Below are 20704 nucleotides of genomic sequence, written 5' to 3' on the forward strand. Positions count from 1 at the left end.
AAGTTGTAAGCAAGGGATTGACCCGTGAAGATCAATAAACTTTATGCCCTGCTTCTGGCATCGGGCCTGGGCAGTTTTGCGCCATTGGTTTTGGCCGACGATACAGTTGACGTCGGTTCGGTGAACGTTGCCGGTAAACAGACCCTGGGCAACGGCCACATGATCAAGGAAGAAAGCGCCAAGGGACGTTCCACCGTGACCAAGGAGGCCATGGACCAGATGGCCCCCACTGCCAACGCCGTGGACAAGCTCAAGTACACCCGGGGATCAACGTTTCCAGCACCGACGCCACCGGCCTGAGCGGCACCAACTTCACCATGCGCGGGATGAACTCCGACCAGGTCGGGCTTTCTGCCGATGGTTTCCCGATCAACGATTCGGGGGACTACAGCATCTACCCGAACCTGATGGGCGACCCGGAGAACTTCAGCGAAGTCTTCGTCACCCAGGGCTCGTCCGAAGCCGACGGCCCGCACATCGGCTCCAGCGGCGGCAACATCGGCCTGGTGACCGTGCGCCCGACCAAGGACTTCGGCGTGTTCGCCAAGCAGTCCATCGGCTCGAACAACGTGCGCAAGAGCTTCGCCCGTCTCAACACCGGTGACCTGGGCGGTTTCAAGACCTGGGTCTCGGCGTCTCACACCGAGGGCGACAAGTGGCGCGGCAAGGGCACCCTGCGGGCTGACAAGGTCGAGTGGAACACCCTGTTCGAAGACGGTAACGGCAACTCCACCAACGCCATCGTCAAGTACAACCAGCAGGAAAACTACAACTACAACAGCCTGAGCAAGGCCCAGTTCCAGAACCAGGGCCGGCGCCTGGACTACTCGGAAAGCACCGTGTTCAAGAACGGCAGCGTGTCCCAGTCCTACAAGCTCAACCGCAACCCCTTCGAAAGCCTGACCGCCTCGGTGACCCAGCGCTTCCAGCTGCGCGACGACCTGAGCCTGACCTTGAACCCCTACTACGTGTGGTCCAACGGCGGCAGCTTCAGCGGCCAGACCGCCACCAGCTTGTCCGCCAGCTCGAACAAGGCCGGCAACTACGACCTGAGCGGCTTGCCTGCCGGCACCTACTACCGGCCGTCGTGGACTGAAACCTGGCGCCCCGGGATGACCACCAAGCTCAAGTGGGATCTCAACGAAGAGCACAGCCTGGACGTCGGCTACTGGTACGAGCGCGCCCGCCAGCGCCAGACCCAGCCCTTCATCGGGATCAAGGGCAATGGCGCTCCGGAAAATGTCTGGGGCGACTACAACGGTTCCGACCAACTGGTGGACCGCAACGGCGCCACGGTCCAGGGCCGTCACCAATACACCGTGACCCCGGCGCAGAAACTCTGGGTGCAGGACACCTGGCAGGCGACCCCGGACCTGACCCTGACCGGAGCCCTGGCCTACCAGTACGTGGAACGTGACGGCAACAACCTCGGCAGCCTCACCGACAAGCCGGAAAAACGCGACGCCAGGTACCACGAGTTCCTGCCCAGCTTCAACGCCAAGTACCAGATCGACCCGAACAACCAGGCCTTCTACAACGTCACCCGCAACATGCGCACGCCGCCCAACTACGTGCTCTACAACAAGGGCGATTCCATCAGCCTGAAACCCGAGCTGAGCTGGAACCAGGAACTGGGCTGGCGCTACAGCGAAGACGACATGGCCCTGAGCGCGACCCTGTTCTACATCAGCTTCAAGGACCGGCAGATCTCCACCACCGACGTCAACGGCGACTATGTGGTGGCCAACGTTGGCGAAGTGAAGAACCGCGGCCTGGAGCTGGAGTGGAGCGGCAAGTTGCCCCACGACTTCAACTACTACGCCTCGTACACCTACACCCAGTCCGAGCAGATGGACGACCTGAGCAACAAGAACGTGCTGCTGCCCACCTCCGGCAAGCAACTGGCCAACGTGCCGGAAAACATGTTCAACCTGAGCCTGGGCTACGACGACTCGCGCTACTACGGCAACGTCGTCGGCAAATACGTCGGTGCCTTCTACGGCGACCTGACCAACGACGAGAAGATCGCCGGCCGCACCGTGGTGGATCTCAACGCCGGTATCCACCTGCCGGTGGACAAGAAAGTGCTGAAGTCCGCGACCCTGCGCTTCTCCATGCTCAACGTGTTCGACAAGGAATACCTGGCCTCGACCCGCACCGTGTCGTTCAACACCCAGCGCACCAATGGCCTGGCACCGAGCACGGCCTATTACAACGTCGGTGAGGAACGCACCGCGATGGTCTCCCTGGAAGCCGGGTTCTGATGGCCTTCGGGCCCAAGAGGAAATGACGATGGACATGAATCTGCTGCACGACATCACCTTCTACACCATGTACGGCGCCGCCGCGATTGCCGCCTTTATCGCCGTGGAACGCGGCATCTACTTCAGCTTCAGCCTGCGTCAGGCGAAGAAACTGGAGACCGTGCTCAGCCCGAAAATGCACAGTGTCGACGACCTGCCCGCCGAGCTGCGCCAGCGCAACAGCCTGCCCCTGGAGATGGTCGCCGAGCTGTTCGCCCACAAGCAGGGGCTGGCCAGCCACAAGGACCTGGAAGACCTCAGCGAGTCGATCTACATCGCCACCCGCAGCAAGCTGATGCATGGCTTGTGGCTGCTGGAAACCGTGGTCACCGCCGCGCCCTTGCTGGGCCTCTTGGGCACCATCCTGGGGATCATCGACACCTTCAAGGCCCTGGCCGAGACCGGCGTCAGCGACCCCGGTGAAGTGTCCAAGGGCATCGGCACCGCGCTCTACGCCACGGCCCTGGGTATCGCCATCGCCCTGGGCAGCATGATTTTCCACAACCACTTCCAGGACCGGGTCGAGCGCATCACCGACCACCTGAAGATCCTGTTGCTGCGCGCCGGCATGGGCACCGCCCTGAAGGCCCCCGTACCCACGGTCCAGGGCAATCTGCAACCGGCCTGATGACCTGACGTGACCTGTAGCCGCTGCCGTAGGCTCGGGCCGCGTTCGGACGATCGACGGCGAGCGCTGTTCCCCAGCGCTCGTCTCTGTCCGATCCAGGCCTGTGTCAGCGGCCTTTTTTTTGCTGATCTGCCAAGGATTTCTTTCATGTCCCGTCTTCGTCCCATGCCCCGGGTGCTGGGTGCACTGACCCTGGCCCTGGTTACTCTGGCCGGTTGCAGCTCGCTGCCGCGCGAGCCGCAACCGGTGGCGGTGAACATCGTCGCCATCAACGACTTGCACGGCTATTTGCAGGCCAACCCCTTCAGCTACAAGGACCCCCAGGCCCCCGGCGGGGTGCGCAAGCTTGCGGCCGGCGGTATCGCCACCCTGGGCGGCATGCTCAGCCAGCTGCGCCAGCAGGACCCGCAACTGCTGTTCATCGGCGCCGGCGATCTGGTGGGCGGGAGCCCGCCGCTGTCGGCCATGTGGGCCGACGAGCCGACCCTGGAAGCCCTGCGCCACATGGACATGAAACTCAGCGCCATCGGCAACCACGAACTGGACAACGGCAAGGCCGAGTTCCTGCGCCAGCTCAATGGCGGCTGCCAGTCATCGCGGCCGGACAAGGCCTGCCAGTTCCGGCCGAATTACCCCGGCAGCGGTTTCCCCTACCTGGCGGCCAACCTGCTGGACAGCGACACCGGCCAGCCGCTGTTGCCGGCCTACCGCATCGAGGAGGTGCGCGGGGTCAAGGTGGCCTTCGTCGGCGCAGTGCTGCGGGACGTGGCTTCGGTGGTCAGCGCCAAGGGCATGCGCGGTTTGCAGGTGGCCGATGAAGCCCAATCGATTAACCAGTTGATTCCCGAACTCAACGCCAAGGGGGTCAACGCCATCGTCGCCGTGGTGCACCAGGGTGGCGCGACCCCGGAACCTTTCGATAAGCAGGACTGCTCGCAGTTGAGTGGCGATATCGTCGACGTGGCCAAGCGCCTGGACCCGGCGGTGGACGTGTTGATCAGCGCTCACTCGCACCAGGGCTACCTGTGCAAGGTCGGGCCATTGCTGGTGACCCAGGGCAATGCCTACGGCCATCTGTTGACCCACCTGACCCTGCAAGTGACCCCGGGCCAGCACCGGGTGACGAGCATCCAGGCCCTTAACCTGCTGGCCGATCCGGCCCGTTATCCACAGGACCAGGGCTTGGCGAAGCTGCAACAGGAGGTCGAGGCCCGCAGCAATCAGGTGCTGCTCCAGCCGGTAGGGGCGATTGCCGCCTCGCCGATTGCCCGGCGAGCTGACAACGCCGGGGAAATGCCCATCGGCGACCTGATCGCCGATGCCCATCTGGCGGGTGGCCGGGCCAACGGTGCGCAAATCGCCTTCATGAACACCGGCGGCATTCGCAGCGACCTGGCCCTGGAACCGGGGCAGACCCAGGTGAACTATGGGCAACTGGCGACCCTGCAGCCGTTCAACAACAACCTGATCGCCTTCGACCTCACGGGGCGGCAGATCGAACAGGTGCTCAACCAGCAATGGAAGGGCGCGGACGATGCCAACATCCTGCAAGTGTCCCAGGGCTTCAGTTATCGCTGGGACGCCCAGCGCCCGCTGGACAGCCGCGTAGTGCCCGGCAGCCTGCGCCTCAACGGCAAGCCGCTGCAGGCCGATGGCAACTACCGACTGGTGATGAATGGCTTCCTGGCCGATGGCGGCGACCGCTTCAGCCTGTTCAAGAGCGGCCGCAACCGCAGCGACCTCGGCCTCAGCGATCTGGACGCGATGCTGCAGTACCTCAAGGCCATGGACCAGCAGGGCCAGCCGGTGGGTTCCAGCAGCAGCGCCGGGCGCATCCAGCGCCTCAACTGACACCAGAAGCGCCCCCGATCCTTGTAGCCGCTGCCGAGCCTGCGAGGCTGCGAAAAGGTCCGCAGGACCTTGCTTGGCGATCTCCCGCCAAGCCAGCAGCGGCCTCAAGACCGCCGCGCCCACTTCGTCGGAGTGCCGCCCAGCTCGTTCGCAGCCTGCGCCAGCGGCTACAAGGAATGCATCGGGCGGGGGGCGTTTTCGCCATCGTGAAAATATTTTCAAAAAACAGGTGAGGTCTTTGCGTTCGAGCCACGTGTAGTGCTTGAAAGTGCGACTAATTCGCATTCATGGCTTTTTTACACGCGAGTCTCAAGCATGAAGTCCAGGGCACATTCGGCGGCAAACGCTTCGATCAAACGGTGGTTCGGCGCTTCGGCGCTGGTGGTGTCGGGGTTGGCGTGGCTGCCCCTGAGCGTGGCGCAGGCGGCCGAGGCCGGCAGTGCGCAACACGGTGCGCTGTTCAACTTTGCCATCGTGGCCAAGCCGCTGCCCCAGGCCCTGAGCGATTTCACCCGGGTCACCGGGATCAGCGTGGTCTACACCGACGAAGCGCCTTATGCGTTCAAGGCACCGGCTCTGAGCGGCCCGTTCAGCGCCGAACAGGCCCTGCAGCGTCTGCTGGGCGGTTCCGGCTTCACCTACCGGCGCAGCGACGCGCACACCCTGGTCCTGGAGCCCTTGCCCAGCAGTGGCGCACTGAACCTGGGGGCCACCAGCATCACCACCCCGGGCCTCGACGACAGCACCAGCTACCAGCCGCCGGCCACCACTTCGGTGGCCCGTTCCCAAGCGCTGAACCAGGAAATCCCGCAGATCATCAACGTAGTGCCGGCCCAGGTGCTGCGGGACCAGACCCCGCGCAATCTGGACGATGCCCTGAAGAACGTCAGCGGTATCACCCAGACCAACACCCTGGGCGGCACCCAGGATGCGGTGCTGCTGCGCGGCTTCGGTGACAACCGCAACGGCTCGATCATGCGCGACAGCATGCCGGTGGTGCAGGGCCGGGCGCTGAATGCCACGGCGGACCGGGTGGAAGTGCTCAAGGGCCCGTCGTCTCTGCTGTACGGCATCCAGGACCCGGGCGGGGTCATCAACATTGTCAGCAAGAAGCCTGAGTTGCAGCAGTCCACGGCCCTGACCGTGCGTGGCTCGACCTACGGCTCGGGCAAGAACGGCAGCGGCGGCAGCCTCGACACCACTGGGCCGCTGGGTGATTCCGGGCTGGCCTACCGCTTGATCGTCGACCATGAAGACGAAGACTACTGGCGCAACTTCGGCACCCATCGCGAATCCCTGGTGGCGCCGTCCCTGGCCTGGTACGGCGAGCGCACCAAGGTGTTGCTGGCCTATGAGCACCGCGAGTTCCTGACCCCCTTCGACCGTGGCACCGCCATCGATCCCAAGACCAATCACCCGCTGGACATCCCGGCCACCCGACGCCTGGACGAGCCGTTCAACAATATGGAAGGGCGCTCGGACCTGTATCGCTTTGAAGTCGACCACGAGCTCAGCGACGACTGGAAGGCCCACTTCGGCTACAGCTGGAACCGTGAGACCTACGACGCCAGCCAGGTGCGCCTGACCGCGGTAAATGCCAACGGCACCCTGACCCGGGCCATGGACGGCACCCAGGACGCCCTGACCACCGACCGCTACGCCACCGTCAGCCTGGAAGGCCAGGTGCAACTGGGCGGCATGCGCCACGATCTGGTGTTCGGCCTGGATGATGAGTACCGCAAGATCTACCGCGCCGACCTGATCCGGCAGAAAAGCCGGACCACCTTCAACTACCTGAACCCGGTCTACGGCCGGGAAGTGGCCGGAACCACAGTCAGCGCCAACGACAGTGCGCAGACCGACCTGTTGCGCAGCGACTCGCTGTTTTTCCAGGACGCCATCCACCTTACCGACCAGTGGATTCTGGTGGGCGGCGGACGTTTCCAGGAATACGACCAGTACGCCGGCAAGGGCCGGCCGTTCCGGGTCAACACCAACAGCAACGGGCAGAAGTTCGTGCCGCGGGCCGGGCTGGTGTATCGCTACACCGACCAGTTGTCGCTCTACGGCAGCTACACCGAGTCGTTCAAGCCGAACTCCAGCATCGCCGATCTGGCCGGTGGCAGCGCGGTGCTCGACGGCTCCATCGCCCCGGAAGAAGCCAAGTCCTGGGAGCTGGGGGCCAAGCTCGACATTCCCGGGCGCGTCACCGCCAGCGCGGCGCTGTTCGATATCACCAAGCGCAATGTGCTGGTGACCACCGCCACCGCTACCGAGACGGTCACCAGCGTCGCCGGCGAAGTGCACTCCCAGGGCCTGGAACTGGACCTGACCGGGCAGCTCACCGATCAGTGGAGCCTGATCGGCAGCTACGCCTACACCGACACCGAAGTGACCAAGGACACCCAGTACAAGGGCAAGCAACTGCAGAACGTGGCCAAGAACACCGGCTCGCTGTCGGCGGTCTACGACTTCGGCAGCCTGATCGGTGGCGACCGCCTGCGCGTCGGCGCCGGGGCCCGTTATGTCGGCGAGCGCGCCGGGGATGCGCCCAACAGCTTCGACCTGCCGGGCTACACCGTGGCCGATGCCTTTGCCACCTACGACACCCGGGTCGAAGGGCAGAAGGTCAAGTTCCAGCTCAACGTGAAGAACCTGTTCGACAAGACCTACTACACCTCGTCGGCCAGCAAGTTCTTCGTGTCCATGGGGGATGCTCGCCAGGTGTCGCTGTCCAGCACCCTGGAGTTCTGATGAGCACCCTGATCCAGGGCCTGGCCGTGGCGCCTTAGTCGGCGCCCAGCGCCAGGGCTTGCGCTTGCGCCGCACAGTCGCCGCTGGCAGTCAGGCCCTTGGCGCGAACGGCCAGCAGCTCTTGCCGGGCGACGGCGAAGTCGGCCTGGAAGGTCGGATCGGTGTGCAAGCGTGCCACGGTGGTCGCGCCAATCTCGCGGCCTTCACGGACATCGCTGTACCAGTGCACGTTGCACACCATCCGGCTTTCCGAATAGGCCCGGCCACGGGCCCAGAGCGCGTTGCCGTGCTCGGGGGCCAGTTCGCTCAACAGCAGCGCCCAGGCCCAGCCGATGGCGCTGTGGCCCGATGGGTAGGAACCATCCGCGGCCAGCTTGGCTTCATCTTCCGGGGTGCAACTGGGCTGCTGGTTGTAGACGAAGGGCCGGGGGCGCTGGTAGCGCTTCTTTGCGCTATAGGTGGCCAGCCCGGCATCGGTCAGGGTCCGGCGCAAGACTCTGTACAGCGCAGGTGTTTGCTGTTCGCTGATTGGCGCATCCAGCGCACAGGAAAACGTCTCTGCGGCGGCGGGGAATTTCAGGTTGGCATCGCTGATTGCCAACGCCCAGCGTTTGCTGCCACGCAAGGCCTGGCTTTTTTCAGCCATGCTCTGGTCCAGCGCGAAGGCTGGCGTGCCCACCGCAGGAGGTGGTGGTAACAGCGACAGACTATTGGGCAGATCCTGCTGTTTCAGATAACCGATCAAGTAACCCGGTCGGAACTCCGGGACGTTTTCTGCTTGGCTGGTTTGTTTGGCCACGGCGGAGTGGATCAGACTTGAAAACAATAGACCGGCCAAACAGTTCGATAGTAGGCGTTGCATGTGGATATCACCTCTAGGAGTTTGATTCGCTACATGGGTTCTGCTTGTTGGGTTACTTGATATTCCAGGCGTAATTGAACATCAGCCGTGTATCATCGGTGTCGCGAATGAAGTTCTTGGCATAGTTGGAGCGATAGTGTGCGGTGCGCAGGCGCACACTCAAGTTTTTCAGTGGGCCTTGTTGCACGACATAACGCAGTTCGTTATCCAACTCCCATGACTTGCCAATGGTTCGGGTGCCGGTGATTTCGGCATGGCTGCCGGATATATAGCGGCTGTTGATACTCAGTCCCGGCAAACCCAGGTTGGCGAAGTCATAGCCATAACGAAGTGCCCAGGAACGTTCCTTGGCATTGGCGAAGTCACCCAGTACCGATAAGTTGATCAAGTTGGCATCGGCGCCCAGGATGTTGGCATAACCGGTGTCTCCCAACATTCGCTGATAAGCCAGGCCAAGGCTGTGGCCTTTGTAGGCATAGCCGAGTAGCCCCTGCAGAGCGCGGTTGTCGATCTTGCCGCCTTTGGCATTGCCATAGTCGTTCATCAGGCTCAAGCGCAGATCGCTGCTGAACGTCCCCGCGCCCCAGGGGCTCTTATTGACCAGGGTGAAGACCTGCTGGCGGTAGATGTCCTCCAGTTGGGCGACATGCACCCGCGCCAGCCATTGCTTGTGGAACCGATAGTCGACGCCCGCCATGTCGAAATGATCCGCCGTTGCCCCCTGACCCTGGAAGCGCCGGTTCAAGGGGCTCAAGGTCAGCGGCGTGTACTGCGTGGCGTTGCGCTGCATGACCCGGCTCAGGCGCCCGGCGGTAAATTCCAGGTCATCGATTTCATTCGAGGTCAGCAGCCCGCCTTCGAAAATCTGCGGAAACAGGCGGCCGTCATTGGGTTTCAGCGTTGGCAGTACCGGCGGTACCAGCGCGCCGAACTTGAACAGGGTCTTGCTGGTCTTGAGCTTCCCGGCCAGGGCCAGTTTCCAGTAGTCATCCTCTGCCCGGCCATCGCGCCCCACCTTCAGCAGCCCGGTGCCGGTTCGGCCAGGTGCGGAGTCCAGCTTGATGCCGAGCATGCCGATGGCGTCGGCACCCACACCCAGGCGGCCCTCGGTAAACCCCGAGTCCAGGCGCAAGAGCAAACCTTGTGCCCATTCTTCACGGCTGGGCGCGGTGCCTTCGCGATAGTCCCGATTGAAGTAATAGTTGCGCAGCTCCAGGCGCGCGCTGCTGTCTTCAAGCAGTTCGGCGTTTACCGGGATGGCCAGCAGCCCGGTGCAAAGTAGGGTAGAGCGGTTGAGCCACTGTCGTGGCCAGTGTCTTGAAGGCATTTCATCGTCCTCTGTTTTTGTTGTTTTAGGAGAAAGGCGATTGGGGGCTGATGTATTGAGTCTTTGCAGCTTTGTTTAAATGTGATGAAGGGTGGGTGAAGTTGTGGGTGTGGCTTTTTTGGGGTTGAAGTTAATGGGGGTGAAGGCGTGTGGCTGTTTGTTGAATCTTTGCGTAATGCCGGGGATTCAAGGCCTAAAGACTAAGTTGGGGCTGGGGTTAAACAAGAATCATCAGTTCTGTGAATGGGGTGATAACTGAAGTTTTAAAATAATTACCTGTTTATGTTTTTGTTTGTCATATCGGTACTTGTTGGAAGTGCTCTTTTATAGAGGGCGGCGTAGGAGTTTATTGATTGTTTGGTAAGAGTTGTCCTGTTTAGGTAAAGAATTTGAGTAATTTACTTATTCAGGCGTGCCGATGCGGACTTTGGCATAAGAAGGGGCCTACAGAGGCGGGTCAGGATTAAGCCGAACCTCAGCGCAGGAATGCCAGGCGGTAGTCCCCCGGTGTTCCACCCAGGGCCTGGCGGAAGCGATTGTTGAAGTGGCTGGCACTGGCAAAACCACAGGCCAGGGCAATCTCCCCCAGGGGCTGGGCAGTGCTGCGTAGCAGGTGCCGGGCCCGGCTCAGGCGCCGGGCCAGCACATATTGATGGGGCGGCAGGCCGAAGCTTGCGCGGAACATGCGGGCGAAGTGGTACTCCGACAGCGCACACAACCCCGCCAGTTGGCCCAGGCTCAGGGGCGCGTCCAGCTGGCTGTCGATGTAGTCCACCAGCAGGCGGCGCTGGTGGGCGGCCAAGCCGCCCTTGAGCCGGGCACCCTGGCGCAGGCCCACTTGATTGAGCAGGGCATGGCAGAGCATCTCGTGGGCCAGGCTGCTGGTGAGCAGGCGCTCGCCGGGCTCGTCCCAGTTCAGGCGGACCAGTTGGGCAAAGCGCCGGGTCTGCTCGGGGTCGTCGACAAAGGTGCTTTCGCGCAGTTGCATTGCCCGGGGTTCGCGGTCCAGCAGGGTGACGCAACCCAGGGCGAATTGTTCGGGGCTGAAATACACGTGGGCCAGGCGGATATCGCCGTTGATCACCCAGGCCGATTGGTGCTCGGCAGGCAGGATGCACAGCTTGCCCGGGCCGCCTTTGCTGCCCGGCTGATCGCGGCGAAAGGTGCCGGTGCCGCCGGCCAGGTAGCAGGACAGGGTGTGGTGGCCGGGTGCCTCATATTCCTGGGCGTCGTGATGGTTGCTCCACAAGGCTGCGGACAAGCCGTCTCCGAGCTCGGCGCTATGCTCCAGGCGAGCATGGGGCGAGCGGTTCAAGGCTTGGAAGACTTGCAGGGTATCCAGTGCGGGCATGCTGTTCGAGTCGGCAAGGGGTCCGGTTTCCGGTGGTTTGCATGCTACTCCCTCGCCGGTTCGCCGCCAGCCCCGGGCCGATAAAAAGCGCAAGTTTATGCAAGCGCCCAAGGTCGGTCGGGCGGGACACTGCACTCCTGATAAAGGAGTCCCGCCATGAACCTATCGCTGTACCTGTTGACCGTGCTGATCTGGGGCACCACCTGGATCGCCCTGAAACTGCAACTGGGGGTGGTGGCGATTCCGGTGTCCATCGTCTATCGCTTCGCCCTGGCGGCCCTGGTGCTGTTCGCCTTGCTGCTGCTCAGCCGCAAGCTGCAGCCGATGAACCGCCGTGGCCACCTGATCTGCCTGGCCCAGGGCCTATGCCTGTTCTGCATCAATTTCATGTGCTTTCTGCACGCCAGCCAATGGATTCCCAGCGGCCTGGTGGCGGTGGTGTTTTCTACCGCGACCTTGTGGAATGCCCTGAATGCGCGGGTGTTCTTTGGCCAGAAGATCGCCCGCAACGTGCTGCTGGGCGGCGGTCTGGGCCTGCTGGGGTTGGGGCTGCTGTTCTGGCCCGAGCTGGCAGGCCACAGCGCCAGTCCGCAAACGTTGTTGGGCCTGGGCTTGGCCCTGTTGGGCACCTTGTGTTTCTCGGCGGGCAACATGCTCTCCAGCCTGCAGCAGAAAGCCGGACTCAAGCCCATGACCACCAATGCCTGGGGCATGGCCTACGGCGCGACGATGCTGGCGGTGTATTGCCTGTTCCAGGGCATTGCCTTCGACGTCGAGTGGACCACCCGCTACATCGGCTCGCTGCTGTACCTGGTGATACCGGGTTCGGTGATCGGCTTTACCGCCTACCTGACCCTGGTCGGGCGCATGGGCCCGGAGCGGGCGGCCTATTGCACGGTGCTGTTCCCGGTGGTGGCGCTGAACGTCTCGGCCTTTGCCGAAGGCTACCAATGGACCGCCCCGGCATTGGCTGGACTGGTGCTGGTGATGCTGGGCAACGTGCTGGTGTTCCGTAAACCCAAGGCTGCGCCAGCCTCTGTAGCTGCTGCCGAGCTCGCGAGGCTGCGAACGGCGGCGCAGCCGTCGCAAAACCAGGCGACCTGATTCTGCCGGGCTATCGCTGAAGGTCCTGCGGACCTTGTCGCAGCCTCGCAGGCTCGGCAGCGGCTACAGGGGGTGAGAGGCAGTGGCTGGTCAGCCCTTCCACACTTGCGGGTTGACCAGATCCTGCGGGCGTTCGCCCAGCAGGGCGCTGCGCAGGTTGGCCATGGCGCGGTTGGCCATGGCGTCGCGGGTTTCATGGGTGGCCGAGCCAATGTGCGGCAGGGTCAGCGCATTTTTCAGTTGGAACAGCGGCGATTCTGCCAGCGGCTCTTTCTCGTACACATCCAGGCCGGCGCCGCGGATCTGGCCCTTCTGCAAGGCTTCGATCAACGCCGGTTCATCCACCACCGGCCCCCGGGAAATGTTCACCAGGATCGCGCTGGGTTTCATCAGCGCCAGTTCGCGGTGGCTGATCAGGTGTCGGGTCTTGTCGCTCAGCGGCACCACCAGGCAGACGAAATCCGCCTCGGCCAAGAGTTGCTCCAGGCTCCGGAACTGCGCCCCCAGTTCCTGTTCCAGGGCAGTCTTGCGGCTGTTGCCGCTGTAGAGAATCGGCATGCCGAAGCCCAAACGCCCACGCCGGGCGATGGCCGCGCCAATGTTGCCCATGCCGACGATGCCCAGGGTCTTGCCGTGCACATCGCCGCCGAACAGCGCCGGGCCGACGCTGGCCTGCCATTGCCCGGCCTTGGTCCAGGCGTCCAGCTCGGCCACCCGGCGGGCGCTGCCCATGAGCAGGGCAAAGGCCAGGTCGGCGGTGCTTTCGGTGAGCACGTCGGGAGTGTTGGTGAGCATCAGCCCGCGTTCGTTGAAGTAGTCCAGGTCGTAGTTGTCGTAGCCCACCGAGATGCTCGACACCACTTCCAGTCGTGCGGCGTTTTCCAGCTGCGCGCGTCCCAGTTTGCGGCCGACGCCGATCAGGCCGTGGGCCTGGGGCAGGGCTTCATTGAACTGCGCGGCGATGTCCCCGAGCTTGGGGTTGGGGACGATGACCTCGAAGTCCTGTTGCAGGCGTTCGGTCATCTCGGGGGTGATGCGGCTGAAGGCAAGTACCGTCTTTTTCATTGCGGGGAGACTCATCAGGCGGGAGAGAATGCCAAGCAAGCTAACATTCCCCACCGGCTTTTTGTAGCCGCTGCCGCAGGCTGCGATGGCTTGCACAGGGGCGGCCTGGTGGCCGCTCTGCAGGGTTCGGCGAGAGTTGCTCAGGCTGAGCCCGCGCAGCCTCGCCTTGGCTCGACAGCGGCTACAGGCCCCCGGTTCAAGGGGGCGGGCTCAAGTGCTCAGGCGTGCGCCGCTCAGGCTGCCGCTCAGTTCATAGGCCGCCAGTTCCGCCTGGTGCGCGGCGAGGATCTCCGGCAGGGAGCCGCGCAGGTATTCGACCCAGGTCTTGATCTTGGCGTCCAGGTACTGGCGCGACGGGTAGATGGCGTACAGGTTCAACTCCTGGGAGCGGTACTTGGGCATGACCCGTACCAGGGTGCCGTTGCGCAGGCCTTCGATGGCGGCGTACACCGGCAGCACACCAACGCCCATGCCGCTGATGATCGCGGTCTTCATGGCGTCGGCGGAGTTCACCAGGAACGGCGAGCTGTTGATGGTCACCATCTCCTGGCCTTCCGGGCCGTCGAAAGCCCACTTCTCAAGCGGTATCACCGGGCTCACCAGGCGCAGGCAGGCATGGTTGAGCAGGTCGCTGGGTTTGTGCGGGCAGCCGTTGGCTTTCACGTAGGCCGGGGAGGCGCAGACGATGCTGTAGGTGATCCCCAGGCGCTGGGAGACGAACCCCGAGTCCGGCAGCTCGCTGGCCAGGACGATGGACACGTCGTAGCCCTCGTCCAGAAGGTCCGGCACGCGGTTGGCCATGGTCAGGTCGAAGGTCACGTCCGGGTGCGACTTGCGATAGCGGGCGATGGCGTCGATCACGAAGTGCTGGCCGATGCCGGTCATGGTGTGCACTTTCAATTGCCCGGCGGGGCGGGCGTGGGCGTCGCTGGCCTCGGCCTCGGCTTCTTCGACGTAGGCCAGGATCTGCTCGCAGCGCAGCAGGTAGCGCTTGCCGGCTTCGGTCAGGGCGATACGGCGGGTGGTGCGGTTGAGCAGGCGGGTTTGCAGGTGAGCCTCAAGATTGGAGACTGCGCGCGAGACGTTGGCCGTGGTGGTGTCCAGTTGCACTGCCGCGGCGGTGAAACTACCGGCTTCGGCGACGCAACTGAAGGCGCGCATGTTTTGCAAAGTGTCCATGGGGTGCTCTCTGGGGAGATGGCAAATTGTGACACGAAGTTACGGGGGCTTGGATAGGCGACCAAGGGATTATCGCGTTTACGGTAACAAAGATTCACAGGAATCCCACCTTATCGCCGCCCCGGCCGCCCCCTAGAATTGCGCCGATCCGTAGGAGCCGGTTTGCCGGCGATCCGCGCAACGCGGTTTAGCAGGCGTATCGCTGCGCCGGCCAGCCGATGCCTACGAGAGAAATACTCCCCCCGATCTTCAGGAATTCGCAGCAGTGCCGCGTCGCATCAGCAGAGGGTTCAAGACCCTCAGTGTTTGGGCTTTATCGTTAGCAATCAGCGGCTGCATCGGAACCGGAGGCATTGCCCCACAAGGCAAGACACTTCCCGCTAATACACTGGCCACCGACGAGGCGATCAAGAGCGCCGCGCAAGAGGCCCACTGGCCCAGTGCCCAGTGGTGGCAGGCCTACGGCGACCCGCAGCTGAACCGCTGGATCAGCCTCGCCGTGCAAGGCAGCCCGAGCCTGGCCATGGCCGCCGCCCGGGTGCGCCAGGCCAAGGCCCTGGCCGGTATTGCCGAGTCGGCCGAGTCGTTGCAGATCAAGGGCGACGCCACCCTCAAGCGCCACAACTGGCCCACCGATCAGTTCTACGGCCCCGGCGCCCTGGCCAACACCACCACCTGGGACAACAACGCCGCCCTGGGCTTGAGTTATGCCCTGGACCTCTGGGGCCGGGAAAGCAACAGCACCGAGCGCGCCGTCGACCTGGCCCACATGAGCGTGGCCGAAGCCCGCCAGGCCCAGCTGGAACTGGTGAACAACGTGGTGCGCAGCTATATCCAGCTGTCCCTGCACTTCGCCCAGCGCGATATCGTGGCCGCCACCCTGAAGCAGCAGCAACAGATTCTCGAACTGGCGCAACGACGCCTGGACGGCGGCCTCGGCACCCATTTCGAAGTCAGCCAGGCCGAGGCGCCGCTGCCGGAAACCCATCGCCAGCTGGACGCCCTGGACGAAGCAATCGCCCTGACCCGCAATCAACTGGCGGCCCTGGCCGGCAAGGGCCCGGGGGAGGGCGCGCAACTGCAGCGACCGAGCCTGTCCCTGGGCGCCGCGCTGAAACTGCCCTCGGCCCTGCCCGCCGAACTCCTGGGGCAGCGCCCGGACGTGGTCGCCAGCCGCTGGCAAGTGGCGGCCCAGGCCCGTGGCATCGATGTGGCTCACGCCGGCTTCTACCCCAACGTCGACCTGGTGGGCAGCCTCGGCTTCATGGCCACTGGCGGCGGGGCCCTGGAGTTCCTCACCGGCAAGAAACTCAACTACAACGTCGGCCCGGCCATCAGCCTGCCGATCTTCGACGGCGGGCGGCTGCGCTCGGAACTGGGTGAAGCCGCAGCCGGCTACGACCTGGCCGTGGCCAGGTACAACCAGACCCTGGTGGACGCGCTGAAAAGCATCTCCGACCAGTTGATCCGCCGCGAGTCCATGGACAAGCAGCAAGCCTTCGCCGCCGAGTCGGTGGCTGCGGCGCAGAAGACCTACGACATCGCCACCGTGGCCTTCCAGCGTGGCCTGACCGACTACCTGAACGTGCTCAACGCCCAGAGCCTGCTGTTCCACCAGCAGCAGATCCAGCAACAGGTGCAGGCTGCGCGCCTGACCGTCCAGGCGGACCTGGTGACAGCCCTGGGCGGCGGGCTGGAAGCCGGCCGTGACGTCCCCGCGGAAAATCGCACCCAGGCACCCAAGACCCCCGCGGCCCTGGCCGTGTTCGACCACTGAAGCAGGCCCTCATGACTTCCTTGCCCGCCCCTTTGCGCTGGCTGTACTCCCTGGAATGGCGCCGGGGCTTCTTCGACTGGGCGCGCAGCGACGGCGTGACCTGGGTGTACATCTTCAAGGTCCTGGCCGCCGCGTTCCTCACCCTGTGGCTGGCCATGCGCCTGGAGTTGCCGCAACCGCGCACGGCGATGATCACCGTGTTCATCGTCATGCAGCCGCAGAGCGGCCAGGTGTTCGCCAAGAGCTTCTACCGCTTTCTCGGCACCCTGACCGGCTCGGCGGTGATGGTGGCGCTGATCGCCCTGTTCGCCCAGAACACCGAGCTGTTCCTCGGCTCCCTGGCGATTTGGGTCGGCATCTGCTCGGCCGGTGCCGCGCGTTATCGCAACTTTCGCGCCTACGGTTTCGTCCTCGCCGGCTACACCGCGGCCATGGTCGGCTTGCCGGCCCTGGCTCACCCGGAAGGCGCCTTCATGGCGGCGGTGTGGCGGGTACTGGAGATCTCCCTGGGGATTCTCTGCTCGACCCTGGTCAGCGCCGCGATCCTGCCGCAGACCGCCAGCGCCGCCATGCGCAACGCCCTGTACCAACGCTTCGGGGTGTTCGCCCTGTTCGTCACCGACGGCCTGCGCGGGCGCAGCCAGCGCGACAGCTTTGAAAGCAGCAACGTGCGCTTCATCGCCGAGGCCGTGGGCCTGGAAGGGCTGCGCAGCGTCACTGTGTTCGAAGACCCGCACATGCGCCGGCGCAATGGCCGCCTGAGCCGCTTGAACAGCGAATTCATGGGCATCACCACGCGTTTCAACGCCCTGCACCAGTTGCTCGAACGCCTGCGCAGCAGTGGCGCCGACCATGTGGTGGCAGCGATCAAGCCGGGCCTGCAGGACCTGGCGGAACTGCTGGACGGTTTCTCCGGCCGGGCCCTGACCAGCCCCGATGCGGCGCGCCTGGCCACGGCCCTGGCGGCCTACAAGGCCGAACTGCCAGCACGGGTGCGCAGCCTGCGGGCGGCCTTCCAGGAGAGCGGTCCGAGCGACGCCGAGCAGCTGGATTTCCACACCGCCTACGAGCTGCTCTACCGCTTCGTCGACGAGATGCACAGCTACGCCCAGACCCACGCGTCCCTGGCCGACCACAGTCACGAACGCGAGCGCTGGGACGAGCCCTACACGCCGCAGACCAACTGGCTGGCCTGCGCCGCTTCGGGCATCCGCGCGGCCTTTGTACTGGTGGTGCTGGGCAGCTACTGGGTGGCCACCGCCTGGCCCAGCGGTGCCACCATGACCCTGATCGCCGCCGCCACCATCGGCCTCTCGGCGGCTACGCCGAACCCCAAGCGCATGGCGTTCCAGATGGCCTGCGGGACCTTGATCGGTGCCCTGGTGGGCTTCGTCGAAATGTTCTTCGTGTTCCCCTGGATCGACGGCTTCCCGCTGCTGTGCCTGATGCTGGCGCCGGTGATCGTGCTCGGTTCATTCCTCGCCTCGCGGCCCAAGTACGCCGGGGTCGGCCTGGGCCTGCTGATCTTCTTCAGCACCGGTTCGGTGCCGGACAACCTGACCGTCTACAACCCCTACACCTTCATCAACGACTACATCGCCATGGTCATGGGCATGCTGGTCTGCGCCGCGGCCGGGGCGATCATCCTGCCGCCCAACAGCCGCTGGCTGTGGCGGCGCCTGGAGCAGGACCTGCGCGGCCAGGTGGTGTACGCCATCAGCGGCAAGCTCAAGGGCCTGGCCTCCAGTTTCGAAAGCCGTACCCGCGACCTGTTGCACCAGGCCTACGGCCTGGCGGTGGGTCAGCCCAAGGTGCAGAGCGAACTGCTGCGCTGGATGTTCGTGGTGCTGGAAGTCGGCCACGCCATCATCGAGTTGCGCAAGGAACAGGCGATCCTCCCGGTGCACCCGGCCTATGCCGAATCCCAGCCCTGGCGCCAGGCGATCCGGGTCATGGGGCGCTCCCTGGTGCGGCTGTTCCTGCAACCGAGCCAGAGCAACCTGGAGCGCGGCCTGATCGCCGTGGACCACGCCATCAGCCGGGTCCAGGCCACCGACGAACCCTTTGCCCCGCACTTCGACACTTCGGCCCTGCGCCGGGTCAAGAGCTACCTGCACTTCATCCGTACTTCATTGCTCGACCCGCAATCGCCGCTGGCGGCCTATGCCGTGGCCAAGCCAACGGCGCCTGCACCCCAAGGACTTGACCATGCCTCGTGAAATCGCCTTCCACGGCGTTTACATGCCCACCATGACCCTGATGTTCTTCATCGCCGCGGCCCTGGCCTGGGCCCTGGACCGGTTCATTTCCGGCTATGACCTGTATCGCTTCTTCTGGCACCCGGCGCTGCTGCGCCTGAGCCTGTTCTGCTGTCTGTTCGGCGCCATGGCGCTCACTGTCTACCGTTGAGACCCCCGCAATGAAAAAGTTTTTCAGCCTGCTCGCCACCCTGCTCGTGCTGGCCCTGGCCCTGTGGATCGGCCGTACCCTGTGGGAGCACTACATGTACACCCCCTGGACCCGTGACGGCCGGGTGCGCGCGGACATCATCAACGTCGCCGCCGACGTCACCGGCGAAGTGGTGGACGTGCCGGTCAAGGACAACCAGCTGGTGCGCAAGGGCGATCTGCTGATGCAGATCGACCCCGAGCACTACCAGATCGCGGTCAAGCAGGCGCAAGCGCTGGTGGCGTCGAAGAAGGCCACCTGGGAGATGCGCAAGGTCAACGCCCGACGCCGCGCCGACATGGACAACCTGGTGATCTCCAAGGAAAACCGCGACGACGCCGGCAACATCGCCGACTCGGCCCTGGCCGATTACCAGCACGCCCAGGCGCAGTTGGAAGCGGCGGAGCTCAACCTCAAACGCACCCAGGTACGGGCGGCGGTGGACGGCTACGTCACCAACCTCAACGTGCACCGCGGCGACTACGCACGCATCGGCGAGGCGAAGATGGCGGTGGTCGACATGAACTCGTTCTGGGTCTATGGCTTCTTCGAAGAAACCAAGCTGCCCCACGTGCGCGTGGGGGATAAGGCCGACATGCAACTGATGAGCGGTGAAGTGCTCAAGGGGCACGTGGAAAGCATTTCCCGCGGCATCTACGACCGCGACAACCCGGAAAGCCGCGAACTGATCGCCGACGTCAACCCGACCTTCAACTGGGTGCGCCTGGCCCAGCGCGTGCCGGTGCGCATCCACATTGATGAAGTGCCGGAAGGCGTGCTGCTGGCGGCGGGCATCACCTGCACCGTCATCGTCAACCCCGAACCCCTGTAGGAGCTGGCTTGCCAGCGAAAGCGCCGGCAGGGGCGATGCAAGGCTCGCGGGCCTCTTCGCCGGCAAGCCGGCTCCTACGTCGGTGGGGGGGCGGTTATTTGTAGCTTTTCTGCATGATCGCCAGGGACTTCTTCGCCGTGGCTTCCAGGCCGTCGTTGACGTGGTTGATCGCGGCCACCAGCTTCGGGTTCTGCAGCACGTCGACACCGGGGTAACGCTGTTGGGCCAGGCGCGAGACGATGATGTACTGGGTCACCGCGTAATGCAGATCGAACTTGCCGCTGTCCCGGGCCTTGGCGATGGCCGCTTTGACAAAGGCCTGGCGCTGGGCCGTGGTCATGCCCTGGAACAGGTCGGGGAGATCGAAATGGATCTCGGCCGAGAAAATCGCCACCTCCTCATCCCGCGCCTCGTCGTACATCACCTGCTTGCTGGTTACGCGCTTCTTGAGGTCGGCAAAGCGCTGTTCGCCTTCGGCCAGTTGCTCAGGGCTCATCTTGCCTTTCAGGGCATCCAACTGGCTGGTGTCCTCGGTGTTGTCGATGACTTTCAGCCAGGCGTAGGCCTTCACCAGATCGCCGGACTCTTCGGCGGCGTCGGCCAGGCTCTGCTGCGGTTCCGGGTTGCCGTGCAGCGCCGAGCGTTCCAGCCAGCGCAGGGCCAGGTCCCGGTCTTTGGGGATGTCCTTGTCGCCGAACCAGTAGGTGGCGTACATGCCGTACTCGGCGCACCAATCGTTCTGCGACGCCGAGTAGGCGATGTAGTTGAAGGACTCGCGGTCGCGCTCGGCCTTGGGCTTGTCCGTTTCCTGGTCGGTGGTGGTGGACAGGTAGCAGAAGGCCCGGGTGTAGTGCGGCGCGGCCATGGCGAAGCAGCCCTTGGCGTTCTTGTAGTCCTCGATCTCGTTCAGCTTGTAACCGATGCCGAACAGCAGATCGGCCTCCATGGCCGGGTTGCAGTATTCGTTGGTGCTGACCTTGGGCAAGACACTTTCCAGCGTCAGCTTGGGCAGGGTGTCATTCAGTTCGGGGATTTTCGGTGCGGTGTTTTCCGGCGTCGTGGAGGCGCAAGCCGCCAGCAAGACAGCCAAGGCCAGTGGCAGCACGTTGAACAATTTCAATGGGTATTCCCTGATCGGCGAATGAAAAAAGACGCGCATGAAATCAGGCAGGGACAGGACGGGAGAGGGTGGAGCGTTAGCCATTCCGTGCTTGGGTGTCGAC

General features: G+C 64.0%; 14 protein-coding genes and 1 pseudogene. 9 read left to right on the plus strand and 6 right to left on the minus strand.

Going from position 1 to position 20704, the window contains the following annotated elements; translation table 11 throughout:
• The first annotated feature begins 24 nt into the window (after nt 1-24).
• The 4 genes and pseudogenes from LOY69_RS04885 (at nt 25) to LOY69_RS04900 (ending at nt 7536) form a co-directional block, all read left to right on the plus strand.
• Nucleotides 25-2264, plus strand: a pseudogene (locus LOY69_RS04885) (TonB-dependent receptor family protein).
• A gap of 28 nt (nt 2265-2292) precedes the next feature.
• The gene (locus LOY69_RS04890; RefSeq protein WP_265074195.1) at nt 2293-2931 is read left to right on the plus strand and encodes a MotA/TolQ/ExbB proton channel family protein; all 639 of its coding nucleotides are present in this window, start codon (nt 2293-2295) and stop codon (nt 2929-2931) included.
• Between the two features lie 147 nt (nt 2932-3078).
• Complete coding sequence (locus LOY69_RS04895) at nt 3079-4782, plus strand: bifunctional metallophosphatase/5'-nucleotidase (protein WP_265074196.1); 1704 nt, start codon at nt 3079-3081, stop codon at nt 4780-4782.
• 315 nt (nt 4783-5097) lie between these two features.
• Nucleotides 5098-7536, plus strand: a complete 2439-nt coding sequence (locus tag LOY69_RS04900) for a TonB-dependent siderophore receptor (RefSeq protein WP_265074197.1) — start codon at nt 5098-5100, stop codon at nt 7534-7536.
• A 34-nt stretch (nt 7537-7570) separates the two neighbouring features.
• On the opposite strand, the gene LOY69_RS04905 is transcribed toward LOY69_RS04900, so the two are convergent.
• The 3 genes from LOY69_RS04905 to LOY69_RS04915 all read right to left on the minus strand — a co-directional run bounded on the left by LOY69_RS04905 (nt 7571) and on the right by LOY69_RS04915 (nt 11076).
• Nucleotides 7571-8398, minus strand: a complete 828-nt coding sequence (locus LOY69_RS04905) for an acid phosphatase (RefSeq protein WP_265074198.1) — start codon at nt 8396-8398, stop codon at nt 7571-7573.
• Nucleotides 8399-8450: 52 nt separating this feature from the next.
• On the minus strand, nt 8451-9725 hold the full coding sequence (locus LOY69_RS04910) for an OprD family porin (RefSeq protein ID WP_265074199.1): 1275 nt from the start codon (nt 9723-9725) through the stop codon (nt 8451-8453).
• A gap of 475 nt (nt 9726-10200) precedes the next feature.
• Nucleotides 10201-11076, minus strand: coding sequence for an AraC family transcriptional regulator (locus LOY69_RS04915; protein WP_110596049.1), 876 nt, complete (start codon nt 11074-11076; stop codon nt 10201-10203).
• 156 nt (nt 11077-11232) lie between these two features.
• Here LOY69_RS04915 and LOY69_RS04920 point away from each other — a divergent pair, with 156 nt between their 5' ends.
• A complete protein-coding gene (locus LOY69_RS04920) occupies nt 11233-12180 on the plus strand; it encodes a DMT family transporter (protein ID WP_265074200.1) in 948 nt (315 codons plus the stop codon).
• A gap of 90 nt (nt 12181-12270) precedes the next feature.
• On the opposite strand, the gene LOY69_RS04925 is transcribed toward LOY69_RS04920, so the two are convergent.
• Nucleotides 12271-13245 carry a 2-hydroxyacid dehydrogenase gene (locus LOY69_RS04925; protein ID WP_102878432.1) on the minus strand — a complete coding sequence of 325 codons (975 nt, stop codon included), beginning with the start codon at nt 13243-13245 and terminating at the stop codon, nt 12271-12273.
• 210 nt (nt 13246-13455) lie between these two features.
• Nucleotides 13456-14424: a LysR family transcriptional regulator gene (locus LOY69_RS04930; RefSeq protein ID WP_102878433.1), complete on the minus strand. Its 969-nt coding sequence runs from the start codon at nt 14422-14424 to the stop codon at nt 13456-13458.
• Nucleotides 14425-14689: 265 nt separating this feature from the next.
• On the opposite strand from LOY69_RS04930, the gene LOY69_RS04935 reads away from it, so the two are divergent.
• From LOY69_RS04935 to LOY69_RS04950, 4 genes are read left to right on the plus strand one after another with little or no spacing between them, the layout of a single operon-like run.
• Nucleotides 14690-16201, plus strand: a complete 1512-nt coding sequence (locus LOY69_RS04935; RefSeq protein ID WP_110596051.1) for an efflux transporter outer membrane subunit — start codon at nt 14690-14692, stop codon at nt 16199-16201.
• 11 nt (nt 16202-16212) lie between these two features.
• A complete protein-coding gene (locus LOY69_RS04940) occupies nt 16213-18420 on the plus strand; it encodes an FUSC family protein (RefSeq protein WP_102878435.1) in 2208 nt (735 codons plus the stop codon).
• Complete coding sequence (locus LOY69_RS04945) at nt 18410-18610, plus strand: DUF1656 domain-containing protein (RefSeq protein WP_007930063.1); 201 nt, start codon at nt 18410-18412, stop codon at nt 18608-18610. The genes LOY69_RS04940 and LOY69_RS04945 overlap by 11 nt, the downstream gene beginning before the upstream one ends.
• Nucleotides 18611-18620: 10 nt before the next feature.
• A complete protein-coding gene (locus tag LOY69_RS04950) occupies nt 18621-19481 on the plus strand; it encodes an HlyD family secretion protein (RefSeq protein WP_102878436.1) in 861 nt (286 codons plus the stop codon).
• Between the two features lie 94 nt (nt 19482-19575).
• On the opposite strand, the gene LOY69_RS04955 is transcribed toward LOY69_RS04950, so the two are convergent.
• The gene (locus LOY69_RS04955) at nt 19576-20601 is read right to left on the minus strand and encodes a sel1 repeat family protein (protein ID WP_253165003.1); all 1026 of its coding nucleotides are present in this window, start codon (nt 20599-20601) and stop codon (nt 19576-19578) included.
• Nucleotides 20602-20704: the final 103 nt, after the last annotated feature.

The organism is Pseudomonas sp. B21-059, from assembly GCF_026016285.1.
In the GTDB taxonomy this organism is placed as follows: domain Bacteria; phylum Pseudomonadota; class Gammaproteobacteria; order Pseudomonadales; family Pseudomonadaceae; genus Aquipseudomonas; species Aquipseudomonas danubii.